Genomic DNA, 23231 nt, shown 5'->3' on the forward strand with positions numbered 1-23231 from the left:
TTATGCGGTTTCTTACCTATTATTTTTTACTATAATGAACTTCAGACCTATTCTTATTCTAGTGTGGCTTATCATCGGTTATCATGCTATTGCGCAAAAGAAAGCAATAAGCCATGTTGTCACGCACAACCGTACTACGATTATTTGTGATGCTGCTAAAGGTGAAAACCCTTATCCAGCATGGGGGGTATTTCCAAAAGCCGAATACCCCGTAAGAAAAATAACCATGCATGTCACTTTGGGAAGTCCTGACAGCTTAAACACTGCACATTGGGATTATTTGGATCATATCGTGTTGAGACGCAAAGGAGGAGCAAAAGGAGAGGTGCTGAACTATGAATTGGGCCGGATGCTTACCCCCTATGGGAGCATTTATAACAAAGGGTGGAACTGGAAGTGGCAGGTGGATGTGACCGACTTTGCCCCTTTTTTGAGAGATAGCGTTGAGATTGTATATGTACATTCGGGTTTTGAGGATAAAACAGTCGGTTGGGCACTTAGCATAGATTTCGAAATTCTATCAGGACCTCCAGTTGTTACACCTCTTGGTATAACACCTTTGTGGAATAAGGGCTATAAATATGGCGATCCCAACGAGAAGATAGAGGAGAATTTATTGCCGGTAACTTACGAATCGCTTGGGCAAGCAGCCTTAAGCCGTATACGTATTCAGCATACAGGACATGGTATGGACAAACCTCGTGGTTGCAGTGAGTTTTGTACACGATGGCGTGAACTCATGCTCGACGGAAAGGTCGTTGACCTGCGGGATATGTGGAAAAAGTGTGGCGATAACCCTTTATACCCGCAAGGCGGAACATGGATCTTTGACCGGGCGTATTGGTGTCCCGGTGATCTGCAGCAACCTGATGTAATCGATATATTCACAAAGCCGGGCCACCATACTGCAGCACTGCGAATGGAACCCTATACTGCTTCAAGCAATATACAGGCGGTTGAAAATATCTCAGCTTACTTGTTTCATTATTCGAAACCCAAGCAAAAAATAGATGCAGTCGTTGAATCTATTATGGTACCAAACGACGAGAAACGTTTTTCGAGATTAAACCCAGCCAGTTCTGGCCCACGGATATCTTTCAGAAACCTCGGGGCAGATCCGTTGCATTCGCTTACAATTGTGTATGGAACGAAGGGATTTCCTTCTAAAACATTTCATTGGAAGGGAAATCTTTCTTTTAATCAAGTGGCAGATGTATTGCTACCGGGGGAAATTCAGGAAAAAGATGGTGAAAATGTCTTTCATGTGGCGCTTATCAAACCGAATGGTAAGAAAGATGCATGGTCAGAAGACAATGAAATGGACGTTGTTTTTACAGCACCAGAGAAATTTCCCAATGAATTTGTTGTGAAATTTCTTACAAATAAAGCACCTCAAGACAATAGTATTTCTTTAATAAATGCTCAACAGGATACCGTTTTCCAAAAGAAGGCAGCACAGTTGACTGCGCTCACACTTTATACTGATACGATACGCCTTGCTGCAGGCAATTACTCCTTTCGCCTAATAGATACCGCTGGAAATGGACTACAGTTTTGGGCACAACCCGAAAACGGAGATGGTTATCTTCGCATCTTCGACCTGAAAGGAAACCTTATTCATGCATTTGAAAGTGATTGTGGAGTGGGTGAAATGTTTAGTTTTAAGGCTGTTCCGGGATTTGAAATGGATACAATAAAGGCTCAATATGCATTCTCCCTGTATCCAAGATCGGTGGTTGACCAAACGCAGTTAAATGTGGTATCCAATAAACAGAGCGATATGACCGTGCGGATAACGGTTGACGGTGTGCTATGGCAAAAGCATGAATATAAAGCTGTTAAGAATGCAATATTCAACTATGATCTTAATCATCTTCCTAAAGGAAGGATAATTGTAGAAGCTTTTATGGATGGTATCAGTCGGTTTAAAGGACGGATCAATAAAAAGTAGTCGTGAAATACACAGGCCCCATTTTCTGGAGCCTGTGTATTCATGGTAATTTCTTAATTATCATCAAAGGCCAGGCTTTTCCAATCCTCTTTTTGTAAATATTTGAGCATGATAAAAAACAATATCCAGGCGAGTACTGCCAGCCCCCAAATCAATAGTTCATACTGAAAGATAACTTTATGAAGATAGCCCAAAAGTCCGAGTAAACCTAAGATCAATAAGTTGACCAGTGCTTTTGAACTGGATTGACTCGCTTTGGAAAAAGGGTAGTTTTTTACGAGAAAGAGCATGATCAGGATACTTTCGATTCCGCCAACAGCCGACGAAAGCAATAAGTCATTTATGGAGCTGATACCGAATAGAGGAACACAAATGCAAAGAAATAGAACATTAAATGGTAGTACGTATTTAATAAGACATGCTTTAAGTACACCGGTCATAAATTGTCCCGGACGATCTATTGGTGTGACATAATAGATCCAAGCGGCCTTATATTTATTGCTCTGTGTGATCAGCTGAAATACAGTCAATATGGTTAGTAGTGAGAGGTAAAACATAACGATATATAAGCCAGATTCCCCTAACTTAACCAGCTTTTCTCTTATCGGCAGGCCTTCACCAGTCCGTAAAAATAGAAATACAAAATAGATGGGTAAATAGGCCAAAGAGGGGTAAAGCTGCTGCTTAAATTCCCTTGTTTTTGAACTTATAAGCCATACAATACTAAACCCAGCCTCTTCAAGAGGAGATGAGCACAGCTTTGTTCCTAATTTTTTATATAACGGGCGTTTTGTGAGGTTTTGCGAAATCACTTTTGATTCAGGTAAAGGTGCATCTGCACTGGCTAGAGCGGCTATTTTTGCGTTAAAACCCCTAGAGAATAACTGTGTACAAGCATAGATCCCAAAGAGCGGAACAGCTATACCCAAAACAGAAAATAGGGTGATCTGTAGACTATGGTCACCCAAAAGCAGAGATTGAAAAGAAGCAATCCAGGTACTGGGAAATAACCAAAGGAATTTGAGCTGTTCAATGGTCAATTGAGACTCGACGATTGTTTGAATCAGATTGGGGCCAAGGTAATAGGCTAAAAAAATGATCATTGAAAGCCCAATTTGTAGATAGGTAATAATGTCTTTAAATTTTTGGATGGGTAGATATTTGATACTTATTAGATAGAAGCCGTTGACGAATACCAATGCTACAAGTGTGCTTAATAGCAGTTGTACAACCAGTAGAAAAATGGCGATAATATCCCAGTTGAAGAACACATAGATTAAAAGTGGCAAGCATAATGCAATGACCTGATTGAAAAGTTTAATGGCAATAAATGTTATTCGCGATAATGCTATCGTTCGATCGTTGACCGGCTTGGGCATAATGATGTATTGATCCCTGGTATCCAAAAGTATGGGCGAAAAGTCCGACACTAATGTAATGCTCAGCATGCTGATAAAACAAAGCAGCATAATTGAAAGAGCCAAGTAGCGATCCGGAATTAGAATTAGAATAACCATGAACATCAAACCAATGATCATATACAAGATAAACTGTATAATAGAGGACGAAGAGGAAGACTTTCCTGTATTCCGTTTCTTAAATGTGATTGGCTTTCTGTTATCTAGGGTAACTTTAGTCTCTAAAATAATTTTAAACTGTGCAAAGTTTACCCCCAAATTTTCCCATACTCCCCTAAATAGAAGAATAAATCGTAAGATATATCTTTCCATATTATTGAATAGCGGTGATGATGTCAGATGCATCCAATGCATCGTTGTCGGTATTGGTTAATTTTGCAAATATGTGCTCAAGTGATTCGTTGGGATTTGACTTCAATTCGTCAATCGTTCCATCCGCAATAATACTCCCCTGACTGATCAGGAGGATTCGATCGGATACTTTTTCAACGACATCCATCATGTGTGAGCAGTAAAAAATAGTCTTACCTTCTTTAGCGAGTAATGATATGAGTTCCTTCACGAAGATTACCGCATTGGCATCTAGCCCAGACAGGGGCTCATCCAGGATGATGATCTGCGGATTATGGATAATACCGGATATAAGGAGCACCTTCTGACGCATACCTTTGGAAAAGGTATCCATTCTATTATTCGCATTTACGGCTAGACCGAATGCGCTTAATAATTTGAGGGAACGTTCCTGGATCGTATGATCCTCCATACCATATAATTTTCCGACAAAATCGAGATATTCCATTGGGGTCAACACTTCGTAAAGTTCCGCATTTTCAGGAACATACCCGAGTTGAGATTTTATGGAAAGGGGATCCTTTTGAATATCGATACCATTGATCTCAACTTTACCGGTGAAATCTTCAATCAATCCCGTCAATATTTTGACCGTGGTAGACTTTCCTGCACCATTGGGACCTATATAGCCAATGACCTGACCTGGAAATATATCCAGATTGATTCCCTTTAAAATTTCTTTTGTTCCGTATGATTTTTTTAGGTCAATGATACGAATGAGCGGCGACAAACCTTCCATATATTTAAATCTTCTAACGTAAACTTACATAAAAATATAGAGTTGCGGGCTTTATTTATTCAGAAAAAAGGAGTCCTAAGACTCCTTTCAAAACTACTTTATAATTGGAAAACTACCTATCATTTTTTGGATATCCTTCTTCATCAAGATCATCTCTGAGATCTTCTTCATTTTGGGCCAGCTTTTTATCTAAAGGGGATAGTCGATTGTGCTTGAAACTTTCGATTCGCATATGTGCATCCTCTAACTCATCTTCCTCTAAATCTTCACGATCAGCGTATTCATCTCCGACAAAAGGATTTGAATTATCATAAGTAGAGTCATCATCTATTGCACCTTCGGATAGAGTGTCATAATTTGCCGGATGATCGTAATCGGGATCATTATCGTCCACATCCAGCTCATAACTGTCCATATCTTTGTTATAAGCTAGATTTTGCTCCGAATCAGAGTAGTCAGCTTCGACTTTTCCCTTCGTCTTTTTATCTTCCGTGCTAGCCATAATCCTATGATTTATCTTCAATAATACAACAGGCAGCAGCGTGAAAAGTTTTAAAAAATATCAGAAGACTCCGGATGTAGTATATTTTTTTTAGCAATTGATAAATTCGCTAAAATAGTGATCATAAAGGCATAAAATTCTATCTGATAATGCAAACAAATTGAAAACATCATTGTTACTAATAGTAACAGTAAATCTTGGCCATTATGATTTTCAAGCGTTTAAATTATCAGACATTACAGAGTTTGCGCCTACAGGGGTATAATATCTTATTGACCATCGGGCGTTCAGAAGATGAGAACCCAATTTATTTCCCCATGAAATTGGAATCATTCAATTCGACACAGACAAATACCAGTAGCGGACAAGAACGTACACTCCAGGGGCAGAAGATATTGATTCTCGACGAAGCGATCCAACGTTCGTTAAATAATGACCTCAATGGTGTCATTCAACTTGACAACTAGCTGACTGTTTTTCTAGATTTTTTATAAGCACTTGGGGTTATATTTCTCTTTTTCTTATAAAAGTTGGTCAGGTGACTTTCATCGTTAAAACCTAGTTCATCCACAATCTGTTTCATGGTGTATTGGCTCGATGCCAACCTTTCTTCGATAAGTTGGGTACGAATATCGTCTATATACAGTTTATAACTTTTCTGGTATTTTTTCTTAAAAAAGGCGCCGAAGTAATTGGCCGAAATCTGAAAATGATCAGCTATATTTTTTATTTGTAGCTTGTCTGGGAAATAGATGTTTTGTTGGATATAAGCTTCTATTTCTTGAGACATGTCACGGGACTCATTGATCGGAAGATCCAGATCTTTTAATATATTTTCAATTAATGCAAAGAGTGACATCACTTGATGAAAGACAAAGGTAGAGGTCGCTGCATTTTCAGATTCTTCCTGTTGATAGATTAAGGAGATTACTTTTTCTATTAATTTTCTATTCTCCTTTTTAAGGGACAGGCTTTTATTGCGTAGTGTTTCTGAATTGAAAATATCCTGAGGATTGTAAGATAAGCAAAAATTTTGTTGTATATGATGCAGATCTTTAAAGTAATGGCTTGAAAAATATAAAATAAATACACTTGAATCTTTCTTACTTTCAAGTATTTCTGAAGCGGTATTCAGGAAGAGCAGATTTTCTTTGAGAAATTTTGCACCATTGTTTTTTGATACCAACGTGCCTTCCGAAATATAAGCCAATGCAAAATCAAAACCTAGTTCGCTTAGATCAATCTTTTGCTTATGTTTGATTTTTTCGGGGAGAAAGGATAAATTCATTGTGTACTTGTAAATTTTGTTTTATCGAATGATAATCGATATGACAGCCAAATATCGTTATTTTGGATTATATCTTTTGACTTTTTAAAGAAAACAATGTGCTGTTGTAGGTTCCAGAAATAGGACTAAGTACTTTTTGCACTTCGCGTCATTTTTTCGATATTATCCCATTGTTCTTCAGGAATAATATCCAGACCATTAAATTCTCCTGCGCCTTTTAACCATTCTCCACCATCTATTGTTATGACATCGCCATTAATGTAGCTGGAATAATCCGATACAAGATACGCCGCAAGATCAGCCAGCTCGTCTAATTGACCCAAACGTCCTAAGGGAATCCGTTTCGTAGGAGATAGTAGTTCTCCTAATTCACCTGGTAGTAGGCGCTCCATGGCACCTGAGGTCTGAAACGGACCGGGGGCAATTGCATTTAAACGTATTCCTTTTTTTCCCCATTCAACAGCAAGGGATCTTGTCATAGCCAATACACCAGCCTTGGCTGTCGCGGAAGGAACAACATAACCAGATCCTGTCCATGCGTAAGTCGTTACAATGCTAAGCACCGTTTTATTTTGGTCCTTATTTTCAATCCAACGTTTGCCCAATGCTAATGTGTAATTTATACTACCCTGAAGTACAATTCCGATGACAGACTCAAAAGCACGATGACTAAGCCGCTCGGTAGGGGATATAAAATTTCCTGCAGCATTGTTGATTAGGATGTCGATCCCGCCCAATTGTTCGTAGCCATAAGCTACTACACGCTCGACATCTTCATAATTACGTACATCTCCAGCTATGGCCAGGCATGTGCCTTGGTGTTTTTCGGATAGTTCTTTTGCTGTATGTTGAATCACATCATCCTTTCGGCTGCTGATCAAGCACGAAGCACCCAGCTCTAGGAAATAATCAGTCATCGCTTTTCCTAGCCCAGTACCACCACCTGTAATTAGAATGCGTTTGCCTTTTAGTGCACCTTCTTTTAACATGCCCATATCTTGTTTCGTTTTTATGTATGATTAAGTTACATAAATTTGAATGAAAATAAAAGTGATGGATGAAAGACAGGGGAGGTGATTGTGGTAAATAATAGGGGAGGGCTAATAGGACGATAAGGGAACCTGAGGGTCGTAACAAATGCTAGGCAAACATAGGGAAGATGAAGATAAATTATTGGGAAAGCGGGAATGATGGGGAACGGAGAGATGGTAACAAATGATAGGAGAATGGGACTGTACGAGGTTGACCGCCTATAAAAATAAAAACAGGGACTATTTTGTCAATAGTCCCTGTTTTTATTTTTTTCCGATCTATTGCTAGAAAGGAAATATGCTTATGCGCCTAATTGTACGCGTTTGAAAGCAGTTACTGTCAATCCTTTAGAAACTGAATCTAAGAATTGAGCGATATTTTTAGAAGAATCTTTTACAAATTCTTGGTTCAACAACGTAGTGTCTTTGAAGAATTTGTTCAATTTACCTTGAGCGATTTTCTCAGCCATCTCTGCTGGTTTACCTTCTGCAATGATTTGCTCTTTTGCGATAGCGATTTCACGCTCGATTGTGTTTTGATCAACACCGTCTTTATCGATTGCGATAGGGTTCATCGCTGCGATTTGCATAGCAACATCTTTACCAGCTTCTTCAGCACCAGCTGCGTCAGCAGAAAGACCTACTAATACACCTAAACGGTAGTTACCGTGGATATAAGCGATTACTTTCTCTGCAGTGATAGTTTCGTATTTAGAAACGTCAATTTTCTCACCGATTACACCAGTTTGCTCGATCAAAGCATCAGCGATTTTCTTGCCATCAATTTCCAAACCTTTCAATTCTTCCAAAGAAGCAGGTTTGTTGTTCAACGCTAGGTCTGCGATTTTTTCTGCGAAAGCTACGAAATCTGAGTTTTTAGCTACGAAGTCAGTTTCACAGTTTACTTCAACTACGATACCTGATTTACCATCTGCAGTTGCTTTAGCGATGATAACACCTTCGTTAGAGTCGCGATCTTGACGGCTAGCAGCTACTTTAGCGCCTTTTTTGCGCAAGTAATCTACAGCAGCTTCAAAGTCACCATTAGACTCAACCAAAGCTTTTTTACAATCCATCATACCAGCGCCAGTTTGTTGACGCAATTTGTTTACATCTGATGCAGAAATTTGTACTGACATGTTTATTTCTTTTTATTATTGTTTACTACTGAAAATTTTGTACAATATTAACTTAAAACATGTTAAGCTAATATGAAGTTTAACATTCCTTGATAATCGGGAGCTGTTAAACCAAAAAACCGGACAGATAGGCTAGCTCAAGAAAAGTAATCTTTTCCAGAAACTAACGCTACGCTATCCGGTTTGGAATAAAAATATTATTCTCCGTCTTTCGCTTTGCGAGGACGTTTAGCTTCTGAAGCTTCACTATTGTCAACTTTTGCTTTTGCAGCAGCAGCATCTTTTTCAGCTTCTTCTTCTTTGTCGCGTTTGCGCTCGTCCAAACCTTCTTGGATTGCTTGACCAATGATGCTTGCGATTAAGCTAATAGATTTACTAGCGTCATCATTTGCAGGGATTGGGAAATCAATGTTTGAAGGGTCAGAGTTTGTATCTACCATCGCGAAAGTAGGGATGTTCAATTTCATTGCTTCAGAAACAGCGATGTGTTCTTTTTTCACATCGATGATGAATAAAGCAGCTGGCAAACGGTTCAAATCAGCGATACCTCCTAAAAGGTTTTCTAATTTGATACGCTCACGTTGAATCATCAACTTTTCTTTCTTAGACAATACATCATAAGTACCGTCTTTTTGCATTTTGTCGATGTTAGACATTTTTTTGATAGACTTACGAACTGTAGCGAAGTTTGTAAGCATACCACCTAACCAACGCTCAGTCACGAAAGGCATGTTAACCTCTTTAGCTTGTTGTGCGATGATTTCTTTTGCTTGTTTTTTCGTTGCTACGAATAAAACTTTGCGACCTGATTTTACGATTTGTTTGATAGCTGAAGCAGCTTCTTCTAATTTCGTAAGAGTTTTGTTCAAGTCAATGATGTGGATACCGTTGCGCTCCATGAAAATGTACTTAGCCATTTTCGGATCCCATTTACGTGTAAGGTGACCAAAGTGCACACCTGCATCCAATAAATCTTGATAAGTAGTTCTTGCCATTTTTTGATCCTCCTTTGATTAACGTTTACTGAATTGGAATCTTCTACGAGCTTTACGACGTCCTGGTTTCTTACGCTCAACCATACGGTCATCACGTGTTACTAAACCTTTAGCGCGTAATGCAGGTTTAACTTCTGGGTTAAGCTCAACCAAAGCTTTTGCGATCGCTAGGCGAACAGCTTCTGCTTGACCTTTAACACCACCTCCGTTAACGTTTACTTTTACATCAAAGTTTGCTAATTCACCAGCTACGCTCAATGATTGAGTAGCGATGTATTGCAAAGGTAATGTCGGGAAATACTCTTTGTAGTCTTTACCGTTTATGATAATGTTTCCGCTACCAGCAGTTAAGTAAATGCGGGCAACAGCAGTTTTTCTTCTTCCTGAAGTGTTAGTTGTTGACATGTCGATGTTCCTTAAAATTTAACTGGTTTTGGACTTTGTGCTTCATGTTTGTGCTCAGTACCAGCATAAACGTAAAGGTTTTTAAACAATTGACGACCTAAACGGTTTTTAGGAAGCATACCGCGAACAGCTTTCTCAATGATGCGCTCAGGGAATTTTGCCATTAACTCTTTAGGAGAAACGAAACGTTGACCACCTGGGTATCCAGTGTAGCGTACGTAAACTTTGTCGCCTAATTTGTTTCCTGTCAATCTAATTTTGTCTGCATTGATAACAATAACGTTATCTCCACAGTCTACGTGTGGGGTGAATGTAGGCTTGTGCTTACCACGAATTACTTTCGCGATGTTGCTCGCCAAACGCCCCAAAATCTCTCCTTCAGCGTCAACAACGATCCACTCTTTGTTAACGGTGTTCTTGTTGGCAGAGACAGTTTTGTAACTTAACGTATTCACTTGCTTTTGTTTAAATAATTTGTAAATTTTTATTTATCTTCCCCTTATCACAAGGGTCTGCAAAGGTACATCTATTATTCTATATTTTAAAATCTATTTCACTTATTTTATTGAAAACGAGCTAAGTTTCTAACTGGATGGGCCAATCTCAATATTTTTACAACTTCCTCGAAGGAATATTGTTACATTAGTTAGTATATTGCAGGAAGAATTTTTAATTATTTAGTGGAAGTAGATGAGATTGAATTTTTTAGATAAACGAGTTGTTTTGGGTTTTGTCGGATTTCTTTTTGGTACAGTCGGCCTAGTGCAGGCCCAGTCATTGGAGAAGAAGAGCAAACCCTACGATGCGCGGCTCAAAAATGTACAGGAAATATTAAAGCAAGGGAAAATCGGCCCTGGTGTAGATTCTTTAGATGCCATATTAGCGGATTACCCAAAAGCAGATGAAATCTATTTCACAAAGGCTATCCTTTTTGCCCAAATGCGAAATCAAGATGCTGCGATAGATGCCATAAAGGCAGCCCTAGAAATTCAACAGAAACCTGAGTATCTAAGCTTCGCAGTCGATGCCTTTAAAAGCAAAAATGATGCGGATAGTGCGCTGATCTATCTGGATAAATTGATCAACATAGATGAAAATAACACAGCTTCATTGAAGCGTGAACGTATCATGCTCCTTTTTAATGGCGGATATAAAGACGTAGCGCTCGAATATTTTCTTAAAACAAAAGAAATCGAAACCCCTTCCGATACGCTTGATATGGTGGGTAGTGTGCTGTTGAATGACGCTGGAGACTACAATGCTGTAATCGGTCTCCTGAAACCTTGGGCTGATAAAGGTACCAAATTAGCTCAGGTATACGGACAATTGGCTCAGGCTTATAATCTTTCTAAAAACTCAAAACTTGCATTGGAATATATCAATAAGGGTATTCAAACTTCGCAGGAGGACTTCCTTTATTTTGATTTGGCCGACCTGTACCGGTTAGATAAGAAAAACAAATTATCATTTGATGCATTAAAAAAAGGATTTCAATCCAAAAAGATTGATTTCGGAGACAAAAATAGAATTATCATGACCTTAATGGGGCCTAAGAGTCCCTATTCCAATGCGCAGCTTTTGGAATTAGCCAATATTTTAGTAGAGGTGCACCCGCGCATTGCAGAGAGCCATATGGCCAAAGGGCAGGTGTTGTGGCTGAACGAAGATAAAACAGCTGCACAAAGCTCGTTGGCAGTGGCTGTAAGTATGAATCCTTATCAGATAGATGCGTGGCGGATGTTGATGAGTCTGGATATGGATAAAGGAGAATTTGATCAAGCTATAGCCCATGGGGGGGAAGCCCTACATTATGTGGCCAATAATTCTACCATACTCTATTTCACAAGTATGGCCTACCTGATGAAAAAGGATACAGAGAATAGCCGTAAGTTTATGGAGGCGGCGTTGAATAATGCGCAGGATGAAACTCCTTTTTTACAAGCGAATATCTATGGGGGACTGGGTGATATCTACAATACATTAAAGATGTATAAAGAATCGGATGCTGCCTATATGGAGGCGATTCGATTGGACAGCACAAATGTGACTGCCATGAACAATTTAGCGTACTATTTATCGTTAAGAAAAGAGCGACTGGACGAAGCGACGAAATATGCAGCAATGGCTACTAAATTGCAACCCAACAACGGAACATTTGAAGATACCTATGCTTGGGTTTTATTTGCTGACGGTAAATATGAGGATGCACTGGTTTGGATTCAAAAAGCCATGAAAAATACAAATCCACCAACAGCAGTTTTACTTGAGCATTATGGTGATATTTTGGTCAAATTGGGTAAGACCGGTGAAGCGCTCAAACAATGGAATCTAGCACTGGAAAAAGGTCTGGATTCTGATGAAAGTAAACAGAAAGTAAAAAGGAAGATTGAGACAAAAAGCTATGTGGAATAAAATTGTTTGGGTAGGTATTCTGGTGACTCTGCTTTCTTCTTGTAGCTCAAAAAAGAAACTGTTGAAAGAGGCAGATCTCAAATCAGAGAATGAACTGGTCATTAAAGACAATACACGTGAAGCAAAGAAAGCGACACTGCGTAATCTTTTTTTGACCAATTTAAGCTATTCGACGTTTTCGGGAAAGGCAAAAATGCGTCTCGATCTGGGTAAGGATAAGTTTGATGTTACCTCCAATATCCGGATCGAAAAGGATAAAAGGATCTGGATTTCGATCTCAGCAACCCTTGGAATTGAAGTCGCCCGGGTTTTAATTACGCCGGATAGCGTACAGATTCTGAATAAGTTTCAGAATGAGTATATGGTCAAACCATTCGACTATCTCTATCGTTTCGCAAGCCCTGATCTTACTTTTTCTAACCTACAGGATTTACTTTTGGCGAATATATCCGTTAATCTACTGTCAGATATCGATGCGGTGAATTTTAAACAAGATCCAAATTCTGTGCAGTTGGATGGAAAACTGAATGAACTTGATTTCTTATATAAATTGAACAACAATAATCGCCCCTACCAGTTCAGGCTGTCACAGTTGTCCAAAAAACAACTGTTGGAAGCAAATTATGGGGAATATGCAATGGCTTCTGGTCAGGAATTTCCGATGCTGCTAAAAATGATTATTTCAGATGGACGTCAGGAGATAAAAACAGAGATTAATTTTAACAAAGTGACATTTAATGAACCTGTTGAAATGCCTTTTTCAGTGTCATCGCGATATAAAGTAATCCGATAAGAAGTTATCTATTTCCATTAGATTTATTACTTTCGCATTTAGTTTGCTATTGTAAATGAAAAAAATGGGGTTAGGAAAGGAGCAAACACTAAATAAATAGTACTGTAAATGAACTTTAAAAAGACGATATTTGGTATAGTAGCATTCATTTTGATGATTGGTATTTCTGCTGCTCAGACGAGAGCCGAGCTGGAAAAGCAGCGGGAGAAACTTACTCGCGAAATTGCTGAATTGCAGAATACTGTGAAAGAAATAGCCAAGGAAAAATCGTTGACACAGCAACAGGTGACAGCCTTGAGTAAGCAGATCAACTTACGTGAACAAAAGATAAATACAATCACTTCTGAGGTAGCAGTCATCAATAAACATATTAATGCGAATACGGCAGCAGTAAATAAATTGAAGGCCGAACTGGAAAAAATGAAACGTGATTATGAAAAGATGATCATGTTTGCTTTTCGTAATCGTAACGCCTACAATAAACTGATGTTTATTTTTGCTTCGAAGGATTTTAATCAAGGATTTAGACGCGTAAAATATTTACAGCAATTTAATGATTCAAGAAAATTAAAGGCTGCAGATATCGAGAATACGAAGAAACAGATCGAACAAAAAATTGCACAATTGCAAGCCGACCGAAATAAGCAGGTTGCATTGATGAAAGAGCAGGAAACGGAAAAGAGAACGATCTCTCAACAACGCTCTGTTTACTCTGGGCAATTGAGTGACCTCATTGTTACAGAACGTGGTGTGAAGAAAGATATCACGCAAAAACAAAAAGAAGAACGTCGGATCAATGCTGCTATCAAAGAAATCATTAGAAGGGAGATTGAAGCTGAAAGAAGACGTGCAGAAGCTGCTCGTCGTGCTGCCGAAGCAGCCGCAGAACGTAATCGGAAAGCAAATGAATCTGCAAATGCTTCGAAAGGTAAAAACAATACGAGCACAAAAAGTAGTAATACCGCTCGGAAATCAGATTCTGAGGTCTTACGCAGTACACCAGAAGCGATCAAGCTTTCAAATGATTTTAGATCTAATCGTGGTAGCTTGCCTTGGCCGGTTTCGAATGCGAAAGTTATGCAAGGTTTTGGTGGTGAAAGCGTAGGTAGAAATGTGAACTGGGATCATGAGTCGGTGAAAATACAAACGTCCAGCGGGGCTGCGGTTAAAGCTGTTTTTGCAGGCGAGGTTAGTAGCGTGCTGACGATGTATGGACAACGCATTGTGATGATTAAACACGGTGAGTACTTTACAGTATATAATAACTTAGGTAGTGTCAGTGTTTCTAAGGGACAGAAGGTAAGTACGGGTCAGACAATCGGTACGGCAGATGTGGATTCAGATACAGGTGTACCAATGGTCGACTTCTCTGTTTATCAGGGATCAACACCATTGAATCCGATGTCGTGGTTGGCGAGATAAGAAATAATTACTATATTTAATAATTATCACTACATTTGTAAAGAGGGAGAATAGATTTAGTTTAAAAGAATTGAAAAACAAGAAATTATAGATATGTCAACATCATTTTTAATCATGGGTTTGGGAGCGAATGAGATTATCCTCATTGTAATAGCATTGTTACTGTTATTCGGAGGTAAGAAGATTCCTGAGTTGATGCGCGGATTGGGTAAGGGGGTGAAAGAATTCAAAGAAGGTCAAAAAGAAGATTCTTCGGCTGAAAAGAAATCTGAAGTAGAAGATAACAAGTAAGGGTAATTTTATCCCATATAGCATAAATACGATTTTGTGAGGAACAAAATCGTATTTTGTTTTATCCTGGACCTATAGCTGAATAGACCAGAACCATTTTTATACTAAAATCCATTTCTAAGCGTTTAGATTATTGTTGATTTTTTAAGAAGAAAAATCAGACCTGGATTTAACAGTAAATTTATGATCGGAAAACAGACGTTAATTTCAATACTAGGAGGGCTGTGCTATGTGCTGCCTATCATGGCTCAAGAAAGCGCTGTAGAAGGCATGAGAGAAGCCACACATCAGGTTATCCAAGGAAGGATTGATAGGGAAAAACAGGAGATTTATCAATACCTTGACAGTGTCAAATCTTCGGGAAATAGTCGACAGGATGATTCCACCATTACCGAAGAAGAAATACAGCTCGTTCGCAAACTCAAAGCAATCGAACGAGAAGTACCCTTAAATTACTCTCCACAGGTGAAAAACCTGATCTCCAAATACACCTCCAACAATTACAATCCTTATATGTGTAGAATGATGGGACTCGGACAGTATTACTTTCCAATGTTTGATCGCATCATGGATGAGGTTGGTGTGCCTAGAGAACTGAAATATCTGAGTGTGGTTGAATCGTCTTTGAATCCACGAGATATTTCAAGTGCTGGCGCTACTGGATTATGGCAGTTGATGTATTATGAGGCAAAGACTTATAACCTGACCGTAGATAGTTACACTGACCAGCGTATGGATCCCATCGCTTCCAGTTACGCGATCGCGAAAATCTTGAAAGAAGCTTATGACGAATATGGTGACTGGCTTTTGGCAATCGCATCATACAATGGTGGAAAAGGGGCTGTTGGACGAGCGATTCAACGTTCGGGTAAAGACAAACCTACTTTTTGGGATATCGCTCCCTATCTGACACAACAAACACAAAACTATATTCCCAAATTCATTGCTATGACTTATGCGATGAAGTATGCCGAGGAAAACGATATAAATGCAGCTGATACAGAGCTCTCTCTGAGAACCCAAGCATTAGACATCAACAAAAGGATCTCGTTAAATCAGATAGCAGCAGCTTTAGATGTATCCAAAGAAACCCTCCGCGCACTAAATCCTAGCTTTAAGAAGAATATTTTAAACGGTACCGAAGAAGCACCATTAAGATTAGTTTTGCCTGTATTGGATAAGAAAATAGCTACAGAGGAGCTATATGCTGCCCTCAATACACCTATACCCACTTCAGTGATGGCTAGTTCGGGCACTAACGAACCTACGGAACTTTTAAAAGATGGAAAATATAAGGTGAAAGTCGGAGAAACATTTGCTTCAGTAGCTGAAAAATTTGAGGTTACTGTTCAGGATATAAAGTCCTGGAACAACCTACGCGGAAATAAAATCGTACCGGGGCAAAATTTATTGATCAAGAAGGAAGATAATTTTGTTAATGCTAAATTAGCGCATAATGCTGAAAAATCGGTTAAGAAGAGTCAACAACGAGCTGCTAGCCGTACAGCATATTATGTGGTTAAAAAGGGTGATACCTTATCCCAAATTGCTGACAAAAACGGTGTATCTGTTAGCCGGTTAAAAAGCGATAATGATCTGAATGGAAGCCGGATTAAACCGGGAATGAAATTGAAAGTGTCAAAGAAATAGCAACATGGTTATACTAACCATGCTGCATCTTCTTCGTTATCAAATTCCTCTAGGGTAACAGTGACATGTTCTTTTAGGATGGTAGACAATTTGGTGCCATAGTAGTCACTAAAGATTGGGAACTTGTGATGGCTCCGATCGATCAAGACCGCTGTTCTCATCTTCCTTAATGGAACATTGAGAAACACACCCAAACCATAGGCCAGTGCTCTACCACTATTTAATACATCATCAACCAAGATGATTGTTTTGTCTTTTGCAATATCAACTGGTAAGTCTGTACCAGCACTCAAAGACCGGCTTGTTTTCTTCATGGTAACTTTAATCAAAAGAATTTCCTTGTCTGAGATATCCTTTAATATCGCCTGCAGGCGTTGCGCAAATACATAACCCCGATCGGCAATCCCAACCAAAACAAGTGTTTCGTCTTCAAAATTGTCTTCTAAAATCTGATAGGCAATACGGATAGACTTCTGTTTTATTTGTTCTTTATTTAAGATGAGCGTTTTCTTTGAAGACATAATAGTATTTCAATGATTATAGGGTAAAAATAGGATATTAAATTGTATAAAAAAAGTCCAAAGCCGTTTAAAGCTTTGGACTTTTTTATGTCGATAACTGAACCTCTAGTTCAGTTTATTATCTTTTTCTGCTTTCAATATTTCGGCAGTAAGCGATTTATTGTCTTCTGGTAAACGTCCACCGTTATAATAATAGCGTCTCCAGTATGGTTCGTCCAAATTGCTGATCATAACACCCTTGCTGGAAGAAGCATGAGCAAATTTATTGTCACCAATATAAACACCCACATGCGTAATGCTTCTACTTCTGATTTTAAAGAATACCAAATCCCCTGCTTTCAACTCATTCTTCTCTACAGTCTTTACTTGCGAATACTGGTTACGACTATTGTAACCCAATGACGTGTTAAATACTTTGTCATATAATTCGTAAGAAAATTTAGAACAATCAATGCCTCGTTTTGAATCTCCGCCCAAACGGTATGGAGTACCTAGCCATTCGTAAACAAATTGATAAAGTTTTGTGTTTGTTGTTGCTGAGACTGCAACACCCATAATTTGTGAGAAGTATTCTTTGGCAAGGTTATCAGGATCTGATTCAGGTTTGGAGTTTCTGTTGGTTTGTGCCTGCGACACTAGACATAAGCCGATAAATAGCATTGACGCTATAAATTTCTTTGTTTTCATTAAATCGCTTTTTTGTACAACATTTAACTTTTAAAATTCAATACTGTCATCTATTTTGGACAGCACTGTTGCGAATATAATACAATATCAGTTTAAGGTCAAATTTTTTTAAAGCTATTTAACGAAATTTTAACAATTTTAACATCTTTCTTAACGCTTTTTGGAGATATTGAAATTTAATCGGTCTGTCGAACTTTTACTACAAGCAGGTGGTGGTTTCAGACTCCCAAGAATAGCGGTGTTATGCTAGAATACTATTCTTTAAGGCTTGTTTTTGTGAAACTGAAAAAAAATATTAATTTTCTTTAGGAATGTGATAATATTTGTTCTATATTTACAATACATAAGCAAAAACAATGAACACAAACACAATTATTACAACGATTATTATTACCACCGGGATAAAACTCAGGAGGAAGTAGTTTCATTGTATATAATTGTAGACACAATATTTCGAAGCGCTTTCCTCAAAAGGGAAAGCGCTTTTTTTGTCGCATAAATCAAACTAAACAAACAGTATAGATCAGTATGAAAGTTTTAAAATTTGGAGGAACTTCAGTCGGAACAGTAGAAAGTCTCAAAGCAGTCTTAAGTATTGTCAAGAAATCCTACGATGCTAAGGAAAAGCCCCTTGTGGTATTATCCGCGATGTCGGGTGTAACAAATTTACTAACCCAATTGGCAGAAGACGCAGCTGAAGGGAAGTCCTTTTCGGATGGACTTAAATCTTTGGAAGATAAACATTTTGCAGTTGTGAAAGAACTTCTCGCAGTAAAGTTCCAAAATCCTGTTTTCACGAAACTTAAGTTATTTTTCAATGAGATCGAGGATCTTCTCCAGGGGATTTTTGCACTGAGAGAATTGAGCAATCAAAGTAAAGACTTGATTCTCAGTTATGGCGAGCGCTGTTCCAATTATATGGTTTCTAAAGTCATGGAACAATACATACCGGAGGCTTTATTTATAGATGCCTCACACTATGTAAAGACTGATTCGAATTTCGGGAATGCCCATTTAAATGAGGCATTGACTGAGCAGCTTGTGAAATCGATGTATATCACTCATGGTGACAAGCTGCTGTTTGTGACCGGCTTTATTGGGAGCAACGAGAATGGTCGCATTACCACCTTAGGACGTGGCGGATCGGACTATACAGCCGCTATCTTTGGGTCAATATTGGATGCTACGGCGATCGAAATATGGACTGACGTTAACGGAATGCTGACCGCTGATCCCCGGATCGTGAAAAAAGCCTTCTCACTCCCCGTACTTTCCTATACTGAGGCAATGGAACTATCTTATTTTGGTGCTAAGGTCATCTACCCACCCACCATGATCCCGGCATTTTTGAAAAAAATCCCAATTGTTATTCGCAATACTTTTGAACCTGATTTCTCAGGTACAGTGATCCAATTTGATAGTGGAAAAACGGCACTACCGATCAAAGGGATTTCTTCTATTTCGGATATTTCTGTGATCAATCTAAGTGGATCAGGAATGATCGGCAAGTCAGGGTTTAGCGGACGCCTTTTTACACTGCTGGCTAGGGAACAAATCAATGTTGTATTGATTACACAATCCTCTTCCGAACACAGTATCACCTTTGCGGTCAACCCATCGGATGCAAAGCGCGCGATCCAGTTGATCGAAATGGAATTCGAATTGGAAATTCAGGCGAATAAATTGGTCATCCCCGCTATCGAGGAAAATCTTTCTGTATTGGCCATTGTCGGTGAAAATATGAAACGGACTCCGGGAATGTCCGGTAGGTTATTTTCTGCACTTGGAAGGAACGGTATCAATGTCCGGGCAATAGCACAAGGCTCATCCGAATACAATATTTCGGTCATCATCGGTAAAGAAGATTTGGCCAAAGCGCTCAACGCTGTTCATGATGCTTTTTTTGCGGAACTGAAAAAAACATTGCATGTGTTTAATATCGGTACAGGTAATATCGGTGCGACGCTATTTAAACAATTAGAGGATCAGCACGATTTTCTGCTCGATAAAAATGATATTGAGATTAAAGTTGTTGGAATTTCCAATAGTCGTAAAATGTTGTTCAATACCGAAGGTGTGGAACTAAATAATTGGTCAGCTGAACTCGAGAAAAATGGTTCCGAGGCAGATCTTGCTTTGTTTATCGAGAAAATGAAAGCCCTGAACTTGCCGAACTGTGTTTTCATTGATAATACAGCGAGTAAATTGCCGGCAACATATTATGAAGATATCTTTAAGTCCAATATCTCCATCGTAACCTGTAACAAAATCGCGAATTCTGGAAAATATGCACAATATAAGACGCTTCGCGATACGGCACATAAACATGGAGTGGACTTCTTCTATGAAACCAATGTTGGGGCGGGATTGCCTATTGTAAGGGTTCTTAAAGATCTGATGCTCAGTGGTGACCGTATCTTAAAGATCGAGGCTATTCTTTCAGGTACTATATCTTACATCTTTAACAATTTCAAAGACGATGCTACTTTTTTCAATGTTGTAAAGCAAGCACAAGAATTAGGCTATACCGAACCGGATCCAAGGGATGATCTGGGGGGAATAGACTTTATGCGTAAAATGTTGATTTTAGCGAGGGACGCAGGTTATCCTGTCGAAGCGGAAGACGTAGACCTTGGACCAATTCTTCCCGCAGCTTGCCTGAAAGCTGAGACAGTAGATTCCTTCTATGCGGAATTACAAAATGAGAATGCCTATTTTGAAGATATGAAAGCGCGCGCTGCCCGCGAGAACAAAGTAATCCGTTATATCGGAAAACTGGAGCATGGAAAGGTTTCCATTGCGATCCAATTTGTAGATGAAAATCATCCTTTTTATGCGCTGTCGGGTAGTGATAATATTATTTCATTTACGACAGAACGGTATAAAGAGCGTCCTTTGGTTGTCAAAGGGCCCGGTGCTGGAGCGGAAGTGACTGCGGCGGGTGTCTTTGCAGATTTAGTTAACGTAGGTGCATAAAACTATTTTAGAGGAAATAACGACTGAAGTAATGGCTAATAATTTAAATGTAGAATATCTAAAAGGTAAAGTAATCGATTTAGACAAGATGTTACCCGAAGTTCGGGTATTTGCTCCCGCAACTGTAGCGAATATGATCTGTGGTTTTGATATACTGGGCTTTGCTGTAGAGCAACCTGGAGATGAGGTGATCATGCGACGCAAGGAGCAACCCGGAGTGACTATCAAGCAAATTACAGGAGATGACGGTAGACTCCCGCTCGACCCGAGCAAAAATACCGTTTCGGCTTGCGTTCAGTACCTGTTGCAGGCGCTAAATATTGCTTCGAAAGTAGGTGTTGAAATTGAGTTGCACAAGCACATGCCAATCGGCTCAGGCTTGGGATCCAGTGCCGCGAGTACGGTGGCTGGGCTCTTTGCGATTAATGTTATGCTTGGCAGTCCATTGACAAAAGAAGAACTTTTACCATTTTGTGTTGAGGGTGAACGGTTGGCCTGTGGCACCGGACATGCTGATAATGTTGCACCGGCGCTTTATGGAGGTATCACGTTGATTAGAGGGAACGAACCTTTAGATGTTATTTCAATTCCTTCACCAAAGGAGTTAGTCGCAGCCGTGGTATTTCCACAAGTAGATGTACCTACACGTGATGCTCGACAATTAATTAAAGATAAAGTCCTATTAAAAGATGCAGTAACACAATGGGGCAATATTGCCGGCTTGGTTGCGGCTTTATTTATGGAAGATTATGATCTGATTGCACGCAGTATGAAGGATATTCTGATTGAACCCACACGCGCGATTCTGATTCCACAATTTTATGAAATGAAGGAAATCGCTCTACAGCATGGTGCCTTGAGTTTTGGGATATCCGGTTCAGGCCCCTCCGTAGTCGCGATTACGCGGGATGAGCAAATCGCAAAAAATATTGCAGACAGAATTCAGGCGCATCTCAAAGAAAATGAAATTGAGAGCTTTGGTTATGTGTCAAAGGTAAATGTCGAAGGACCAAGGGTGTTAAATTAGAAATTTTACTGTACCATGCGCGTAAAAACTAAGCAAGGTGCAAAGTATCTTACTGATTGCATAAAAATCGTATAATGTACTCTTTTTGATTAATCAGAATAGATGTACATCAAATAAGTATTAAAAGATGAAATTTTACAGTACAAATAATAAGACATTAGCTGTTTCTTTTAAAGACGCAGTGTTTAATTCGCTGCCAGCGGATAAAGGCTTGTATATGCCTGAGCAAATTCCGCAATTGGATCCATTGTTTATCAAAAATATACAACAATATTCTTTACAGGAAATTGCTCTGGAGGTTGCTTCAACTCTTTTGGGCAATGATATTCCTAAACCAGATCTAAAGAAGATTGTTGATGAAGCGATTAATTTTGAGGCACCCGTAAAATTCCTAAACAACAGTACAGCTGTTTTAGAGCTATTTCACGGGCCTTCTTATGCCTTCAAGGATTTTGGAGCCCGGTTTATGAGCCGTATCATGGCGTATTTTTCTAAATCCGATGATAAGTTGCTGGACGTACTTGTCGCAACTTCTGGAGATACAGGAGGAGCGGTAGCCTTAGGCTTCCTAGGAGTAGAGGGAACCCGTGTTACAATATTATACCCCAAAGGCAAAGTTTCCGAGGTGCAGGAACTCCAGTTGACTACAAATGGACAAAATATACGCGCATTAGAGGTAGATGGCACGTTTGACGACTGTCAGGCACTTGTGAAGCAGGCTTTTAATGATGCCGAACTCAATCAAGCTTTGCGGTTGACATCGGCCAATTCAATTAATATTGCCCGATTGATCCCACAGACCTTTTATTACTTTTATGCCTATGCGCAACTAAGATCTCAAGGGATCAATGAAGTCGTATTTACTGTGCCAAGTGGTAATTTTGGGAATATTGGGGCAGGTTTATTAGCTTATAAAATGGGACTTCCTGTCAAACATTTTGTGGCAGCGACAAATGTCAACGATACAGTGCCACGATTCCTTTCTTCGGGACAATATGCGCCTAAACCTTCCGTTCAGACATTGAGTAATGCTATGGATGTTGGAGACCCAAGCAATTGGGTGCGTATTCAGGACCTTTTTGCAGGTAATCTGGCGGAGTTAAAAGCTATGCTCTCTTCTTATACCTTTACTGACGAGGAAACAAAAGCTGGGATGGACAGGCTTGTTCAAGATGCAAATTATATTGCCTGTCCCCATACCGCTATCGCTTGGTTAGGTGCACAGGCTTATGCGAATGATCATCCAGGTACTTATGCTTCGGTATTCTTATCGACTGCACATCCTTGTAAATTCCCAGATGCAATAGATGCCGATGTGTTCGCAAAAATTGTATTGCCAGCCGGTGCGGAAGCGTTGCAGGGAAAAGAAAAATTAGCGGAACCTTTGGCGGTAAACTTCGAAGCGTTCAAAAGATATCTAATCAACCATAACTAAACGCGAAGGGGGCGATCTTTTTGAGCGTCCCCCTTTTTCTCTATTCGTAGCTTCTCCTATAATCTCTTTTCAAATCTTTAATTCTTGGGAGGCTTTCACTTTTTGGATAGTGTTTTTATAAACTAGCTTTTATCGATTATGGCTTAGGTATTCACTGTTTTTGTTGCTTATGCTATTTATATCGTATGTTTCATTTGG

General features: G+C 39.2%; 21 protein-coding genes. 10 read left to right on the forward strand and 11 right to left on the reverse strand.

Features of this window, described 5'->3' with window-relative positions:
• Positions 1 to 34: 34 nt before the first annotated feature.
• Positions 35 to 1951 (forward strand): peptide-N-glycosidase F-related protein, encoded by a 1917-nt coding sequence (locus DFQ12_RS27585; RefSeq protein WP_167457363.1) that lies wholly within the window; start codon positions 35 to 37, stop codon positions 1949 to 1951.
• Positions 1952 to 2004: 53 nt separating this feature from the next.
• Here the strand turns inward: DFQ12_RS27585 and DFQ12_RS27590 are convergent, their stop codons facing one another.
• The 3 genes from DFQ12_RS27590 to DFQ12_RS27600 form a co-directional block, all read right to left on the reverse strand.
• Positions 2005 to 3681 carry a hypothetical protein gene (locus tag DFQ12_RS27590; RefSeq protein WP_147420498.1) on the reverse strand — a complete coding sequence of 559 codons (1677 nt, stop codon included), beginning with the start codon at positions 3679 to 3681 and terminating at the stop codon, positions 2005 to 2007.
• A 1-nt stretch (position 3682) separates the two neighbouring features.
• Positions 3683 to 4459, reverse strand: coding sequence for an ABC transporter ATP-binding protein (locus DFQ12_RS27595; RefSeq protein WP_120262240.1), 777 nt, complete (start codon positions 4457 to 4459; stop codon positions 3683 to 3685).
• A 112-nt stretch (positions 4460 to 4571) separates the two neighbouring features.
• The gene (locus tag DFQ12_RS27600) at positions 4572 to 4961 is read right to left on the reverse strand and encodes a hypothetical protein (RefSeq protein WP_120262241.1); all 390 of its coding nucleotides are present in this window, start codon (positions 4959 to 4961) and stop codon (positions 4572 to 4574) included.
• Positions 4962 to 5167: 206 nt separating this feature from the next.
• On the opposite strand from DFQ12_RS27600, the gene DFQ12_RS27605 reads away from it, so the two are divergent.
• The gene (locus tag DFQ12_RS27605) at positions 5168 to 5428 is read left to right on the forward strand and encodes a hypothetical protein (protein WP_120262242.1); all 261 of its coding nucleotides are present in this window, start codon (positions 5168 to 5170) and stop codon (positions 5426 to 5428) included.
• Here the strand turns inward: DFQ12_RS27605 and DFQ12_RS27610 are convergent.
• From DFQ12_RS27610 to rplM, 6 genes are all read right to left on the reverse strand, one after another.
• Positions 5425 to 6249, reverse strand: a complete 825-nt coding sequence (locus tag DFQ12_RS27610) for a helix-turn-helix domain-containing protein (RefSeq protein WP_120262243.1) — start codon at positions 6247 to 6249, stop codon at positions 5425 to 5427. The genes DFQ12_RS27605 and DFQ12_RS27610 overlap by 4 nt on opposite strands.
• A gap of 125 nt (positions 6250 to 6374) precedes the next feature.
• Positions 6375 to 7238, reverse strand: a complete 864-nt coding sequence (locus DFQ12_RS27615; RefSeq protein WP_120262275.1) for an SDR family oxidoreductase — start codon at positions 7236 to 7238, stop codon at positions 6375 to 6377.
• A 344-nt stretch (positions 7239 to 7582) separates the two neighbouring features.
• Positions 7583 to 8419, reverse strand: a complete 837-nt coding sequence (tsf, locus tag DFQ12_RS27620) for a translation elongation factor Ts (protein WP_120262244.1) — start codon at positions 8417 to 8419, stop codon at positions 7583 to 7585.
• A gap of 197 nt (positions 8420 to 8616) precedes the next feature.
• A complete protein-coding gene (gene rpsB / locus DFQ12_RS27625) occupies positions 8617 to 9414 on the reverse strand; it encodes a 30S ribosomal protein S2 (RefSeq protein WP_104385702.1) in 798 nt (265 codons plus the stop codon).
• 18 nt (positions 9415 to 9432) lie between these two features.
• Positions 9433 to 9819, reverse strand: coding sequence for a 30S ribosomal protein S9 (gene rpsI / locus DFQ12_RS27630; RefSeq protein ID WP_077437656.1), 387 nt, complete (start codon positions 9817 to 9819; stop codon positions 9433 to 9435).
• Positions 9820 to 9830: 11 nt separating this feature from the next.
• Positions 9831 to 10274: a 50S ribosomal protein L13 gene (gene rplM / locus DFQ12_RS27635; RefSeq protein ID WP_120262245.1), complete on the reverse strand. Its 444-nt coding sequence runs from the start codon at positions 10272 to 10274 to the stop codon at positions 9831 to 9833.
• Between the two features lie 235 nt (positions 10275 to 10509).
• On the opposite strand from rplM, the gene DFQ12_RS27640 reads away from it, so the two are divergent.
• The 5 genes from DFQ12_RS27640 (at position 10510) to DFQ12_RS27660 (ending at position 16387) form a co-directional block, all read left to right on the forward strand.
• The gene (locus DFQ12_RS27640) at positions 10510 to 12231 is read left to right on the forward strand and encodes a tetratricopeptide repeat protein (RefSeq protein ID WP_120262246.1); all 1722 of its coding nucleotides are present in this window, start codon (positions 10510 to 10512) and stop codon (positions 12229 to 12231) included.
• Entirely contained in the window at positions 12221 to 13024 is an 804-nt protein-coding gene (gene lolB1, locus DFQ12_RS27645) for a lipoprotein insertase outer membrane protein LolB1 (protein WP_120262247.1), read from the forward strand. Before DFQ12_RS27640 ends, lolB1 begins: the two co-directional genes overlap by 11 nt.
• Before the next feature lie 108 nt (positions 13025 to 13132).
• On the forward strand, positions 13133 to 14446 hold the full coding sequence (locus DFQ12_RS27650; RefSeq protein ID WP_120262248.1) for a murein hydrolase activator EnvC family protein: 1314 nt from the start codon (positions 13133 to 13135) through the stop codon (positions 14444 to 14446).
• Between the two features lie 93 nt (positions 14447 to 14539).
• Entirely contained in the window at positions 14540 to 14737 is a 198-nt protein-coding gene (gene tatA, locus DFQ12_RS27655; RefSeq protein WP_208642640.1) for a twin-arginine translocase TatA/TatE family subunit, read from the forward strand.
• A 183-nt stretch (positions 14738 to 14920) separates the two neighbouring features.
• A complete protein-coding gene (locus tag DFQ12_RS27660) occupies positions 14921 to 16387 on the forward strand; it encodes a LysM peptidoglycan-binding domain-containing protein (RefSeq protein ID WP_120262250.1) in 1467 nt (488 codons plus the stop codon).
• An 8-nt stretch (positions 16388 to 16395) separates the two neighbouring features.
• Here DFQ12_RS27660 and DFQ12_RS27665 read toward each other — a convergent pair whose 3' ends face one another.
• Together DFQ12_RS27665 and DFQ12_RS27670 are read right to left on the reverse strand one after the other, a co-directional pair.
• The gene (locus tag DFQ12_RS27665; protein ID WP_120262251.1) at positions 16396 to 16908 is read right to left on the reverse strand and encodes a phosphoribosyltransferase family protein; all 513 of its coding nucleotides are present in this window, start codon (positions 16906 to 16908) and stop codon (positions 16396 to 16398) included.
• Between the two features lie 105 nt (positions 16909 to 17013).
• Entirely contained in the window at positions 17014 to 17595 is a 582-nt protein-coding gene (locus DFQ12_RS27670; RefSeq protein WP_120262252.1) for a C40 family peptidase, read from the reverse strand.
• A gap of 528 nt (positions 17596 to 18123) precedes the next feature.
• On the opposite strand from DFQ12_RS27670, the gene thrA reads away from it, so the two are divergent.
• From thrA to thrC, 3 genes are all read left to right on the forward strand, one after another.
• Positions 18124 to 20571, forward strand: coding sequence for a bifunctional aspartate kinase/homoserine dehydrogenase I (gene thrA, locus DFQ12_RS27675; RefSeq protein ID WP_120262253.1), 2448 nt, complete (start codon positions 18124 to 18126; stop codon positions 20569 to 20571).
• Between the two features lie 88 nt (positions 20572 to 20659).
• Positions 20660 to 21598 (forward strand): homoserine kinase, encoded by a 939-nt coding sequence (locus tag DFQ12_RS27680; RefSeq protein ID WP_120262276.1) that lies wholly within the window; start codon positions 20660 to 20662, stop codon positions 21596 to 21598.
• A gap of 127 nt (positions 21599 to 21725) precedes the next feature.
• A complete protein-coding gene (gene thrC / locus DFQ12_RS27685) occupies positions 21726 to 23033 on the forward strand; it encodes a threonine synthase (protein WP_120262254.1) in 1308 nt (435 codons plus the stop codon).
• Positions 23034 to 23231 lie beyond the last annotated feature (198 nt).

Origin of the sequence: Sphingobacterium detergens (assembly GCF_003610355.1) — a bacterium.
Classification (GTDB): domain Bacteria; phylum Bacteroidota; class Bacteroidia; order Sphingobacteriales; family Sphingobacteriaceae; genus Sphingobacterium; species Sphingobacterium detergens.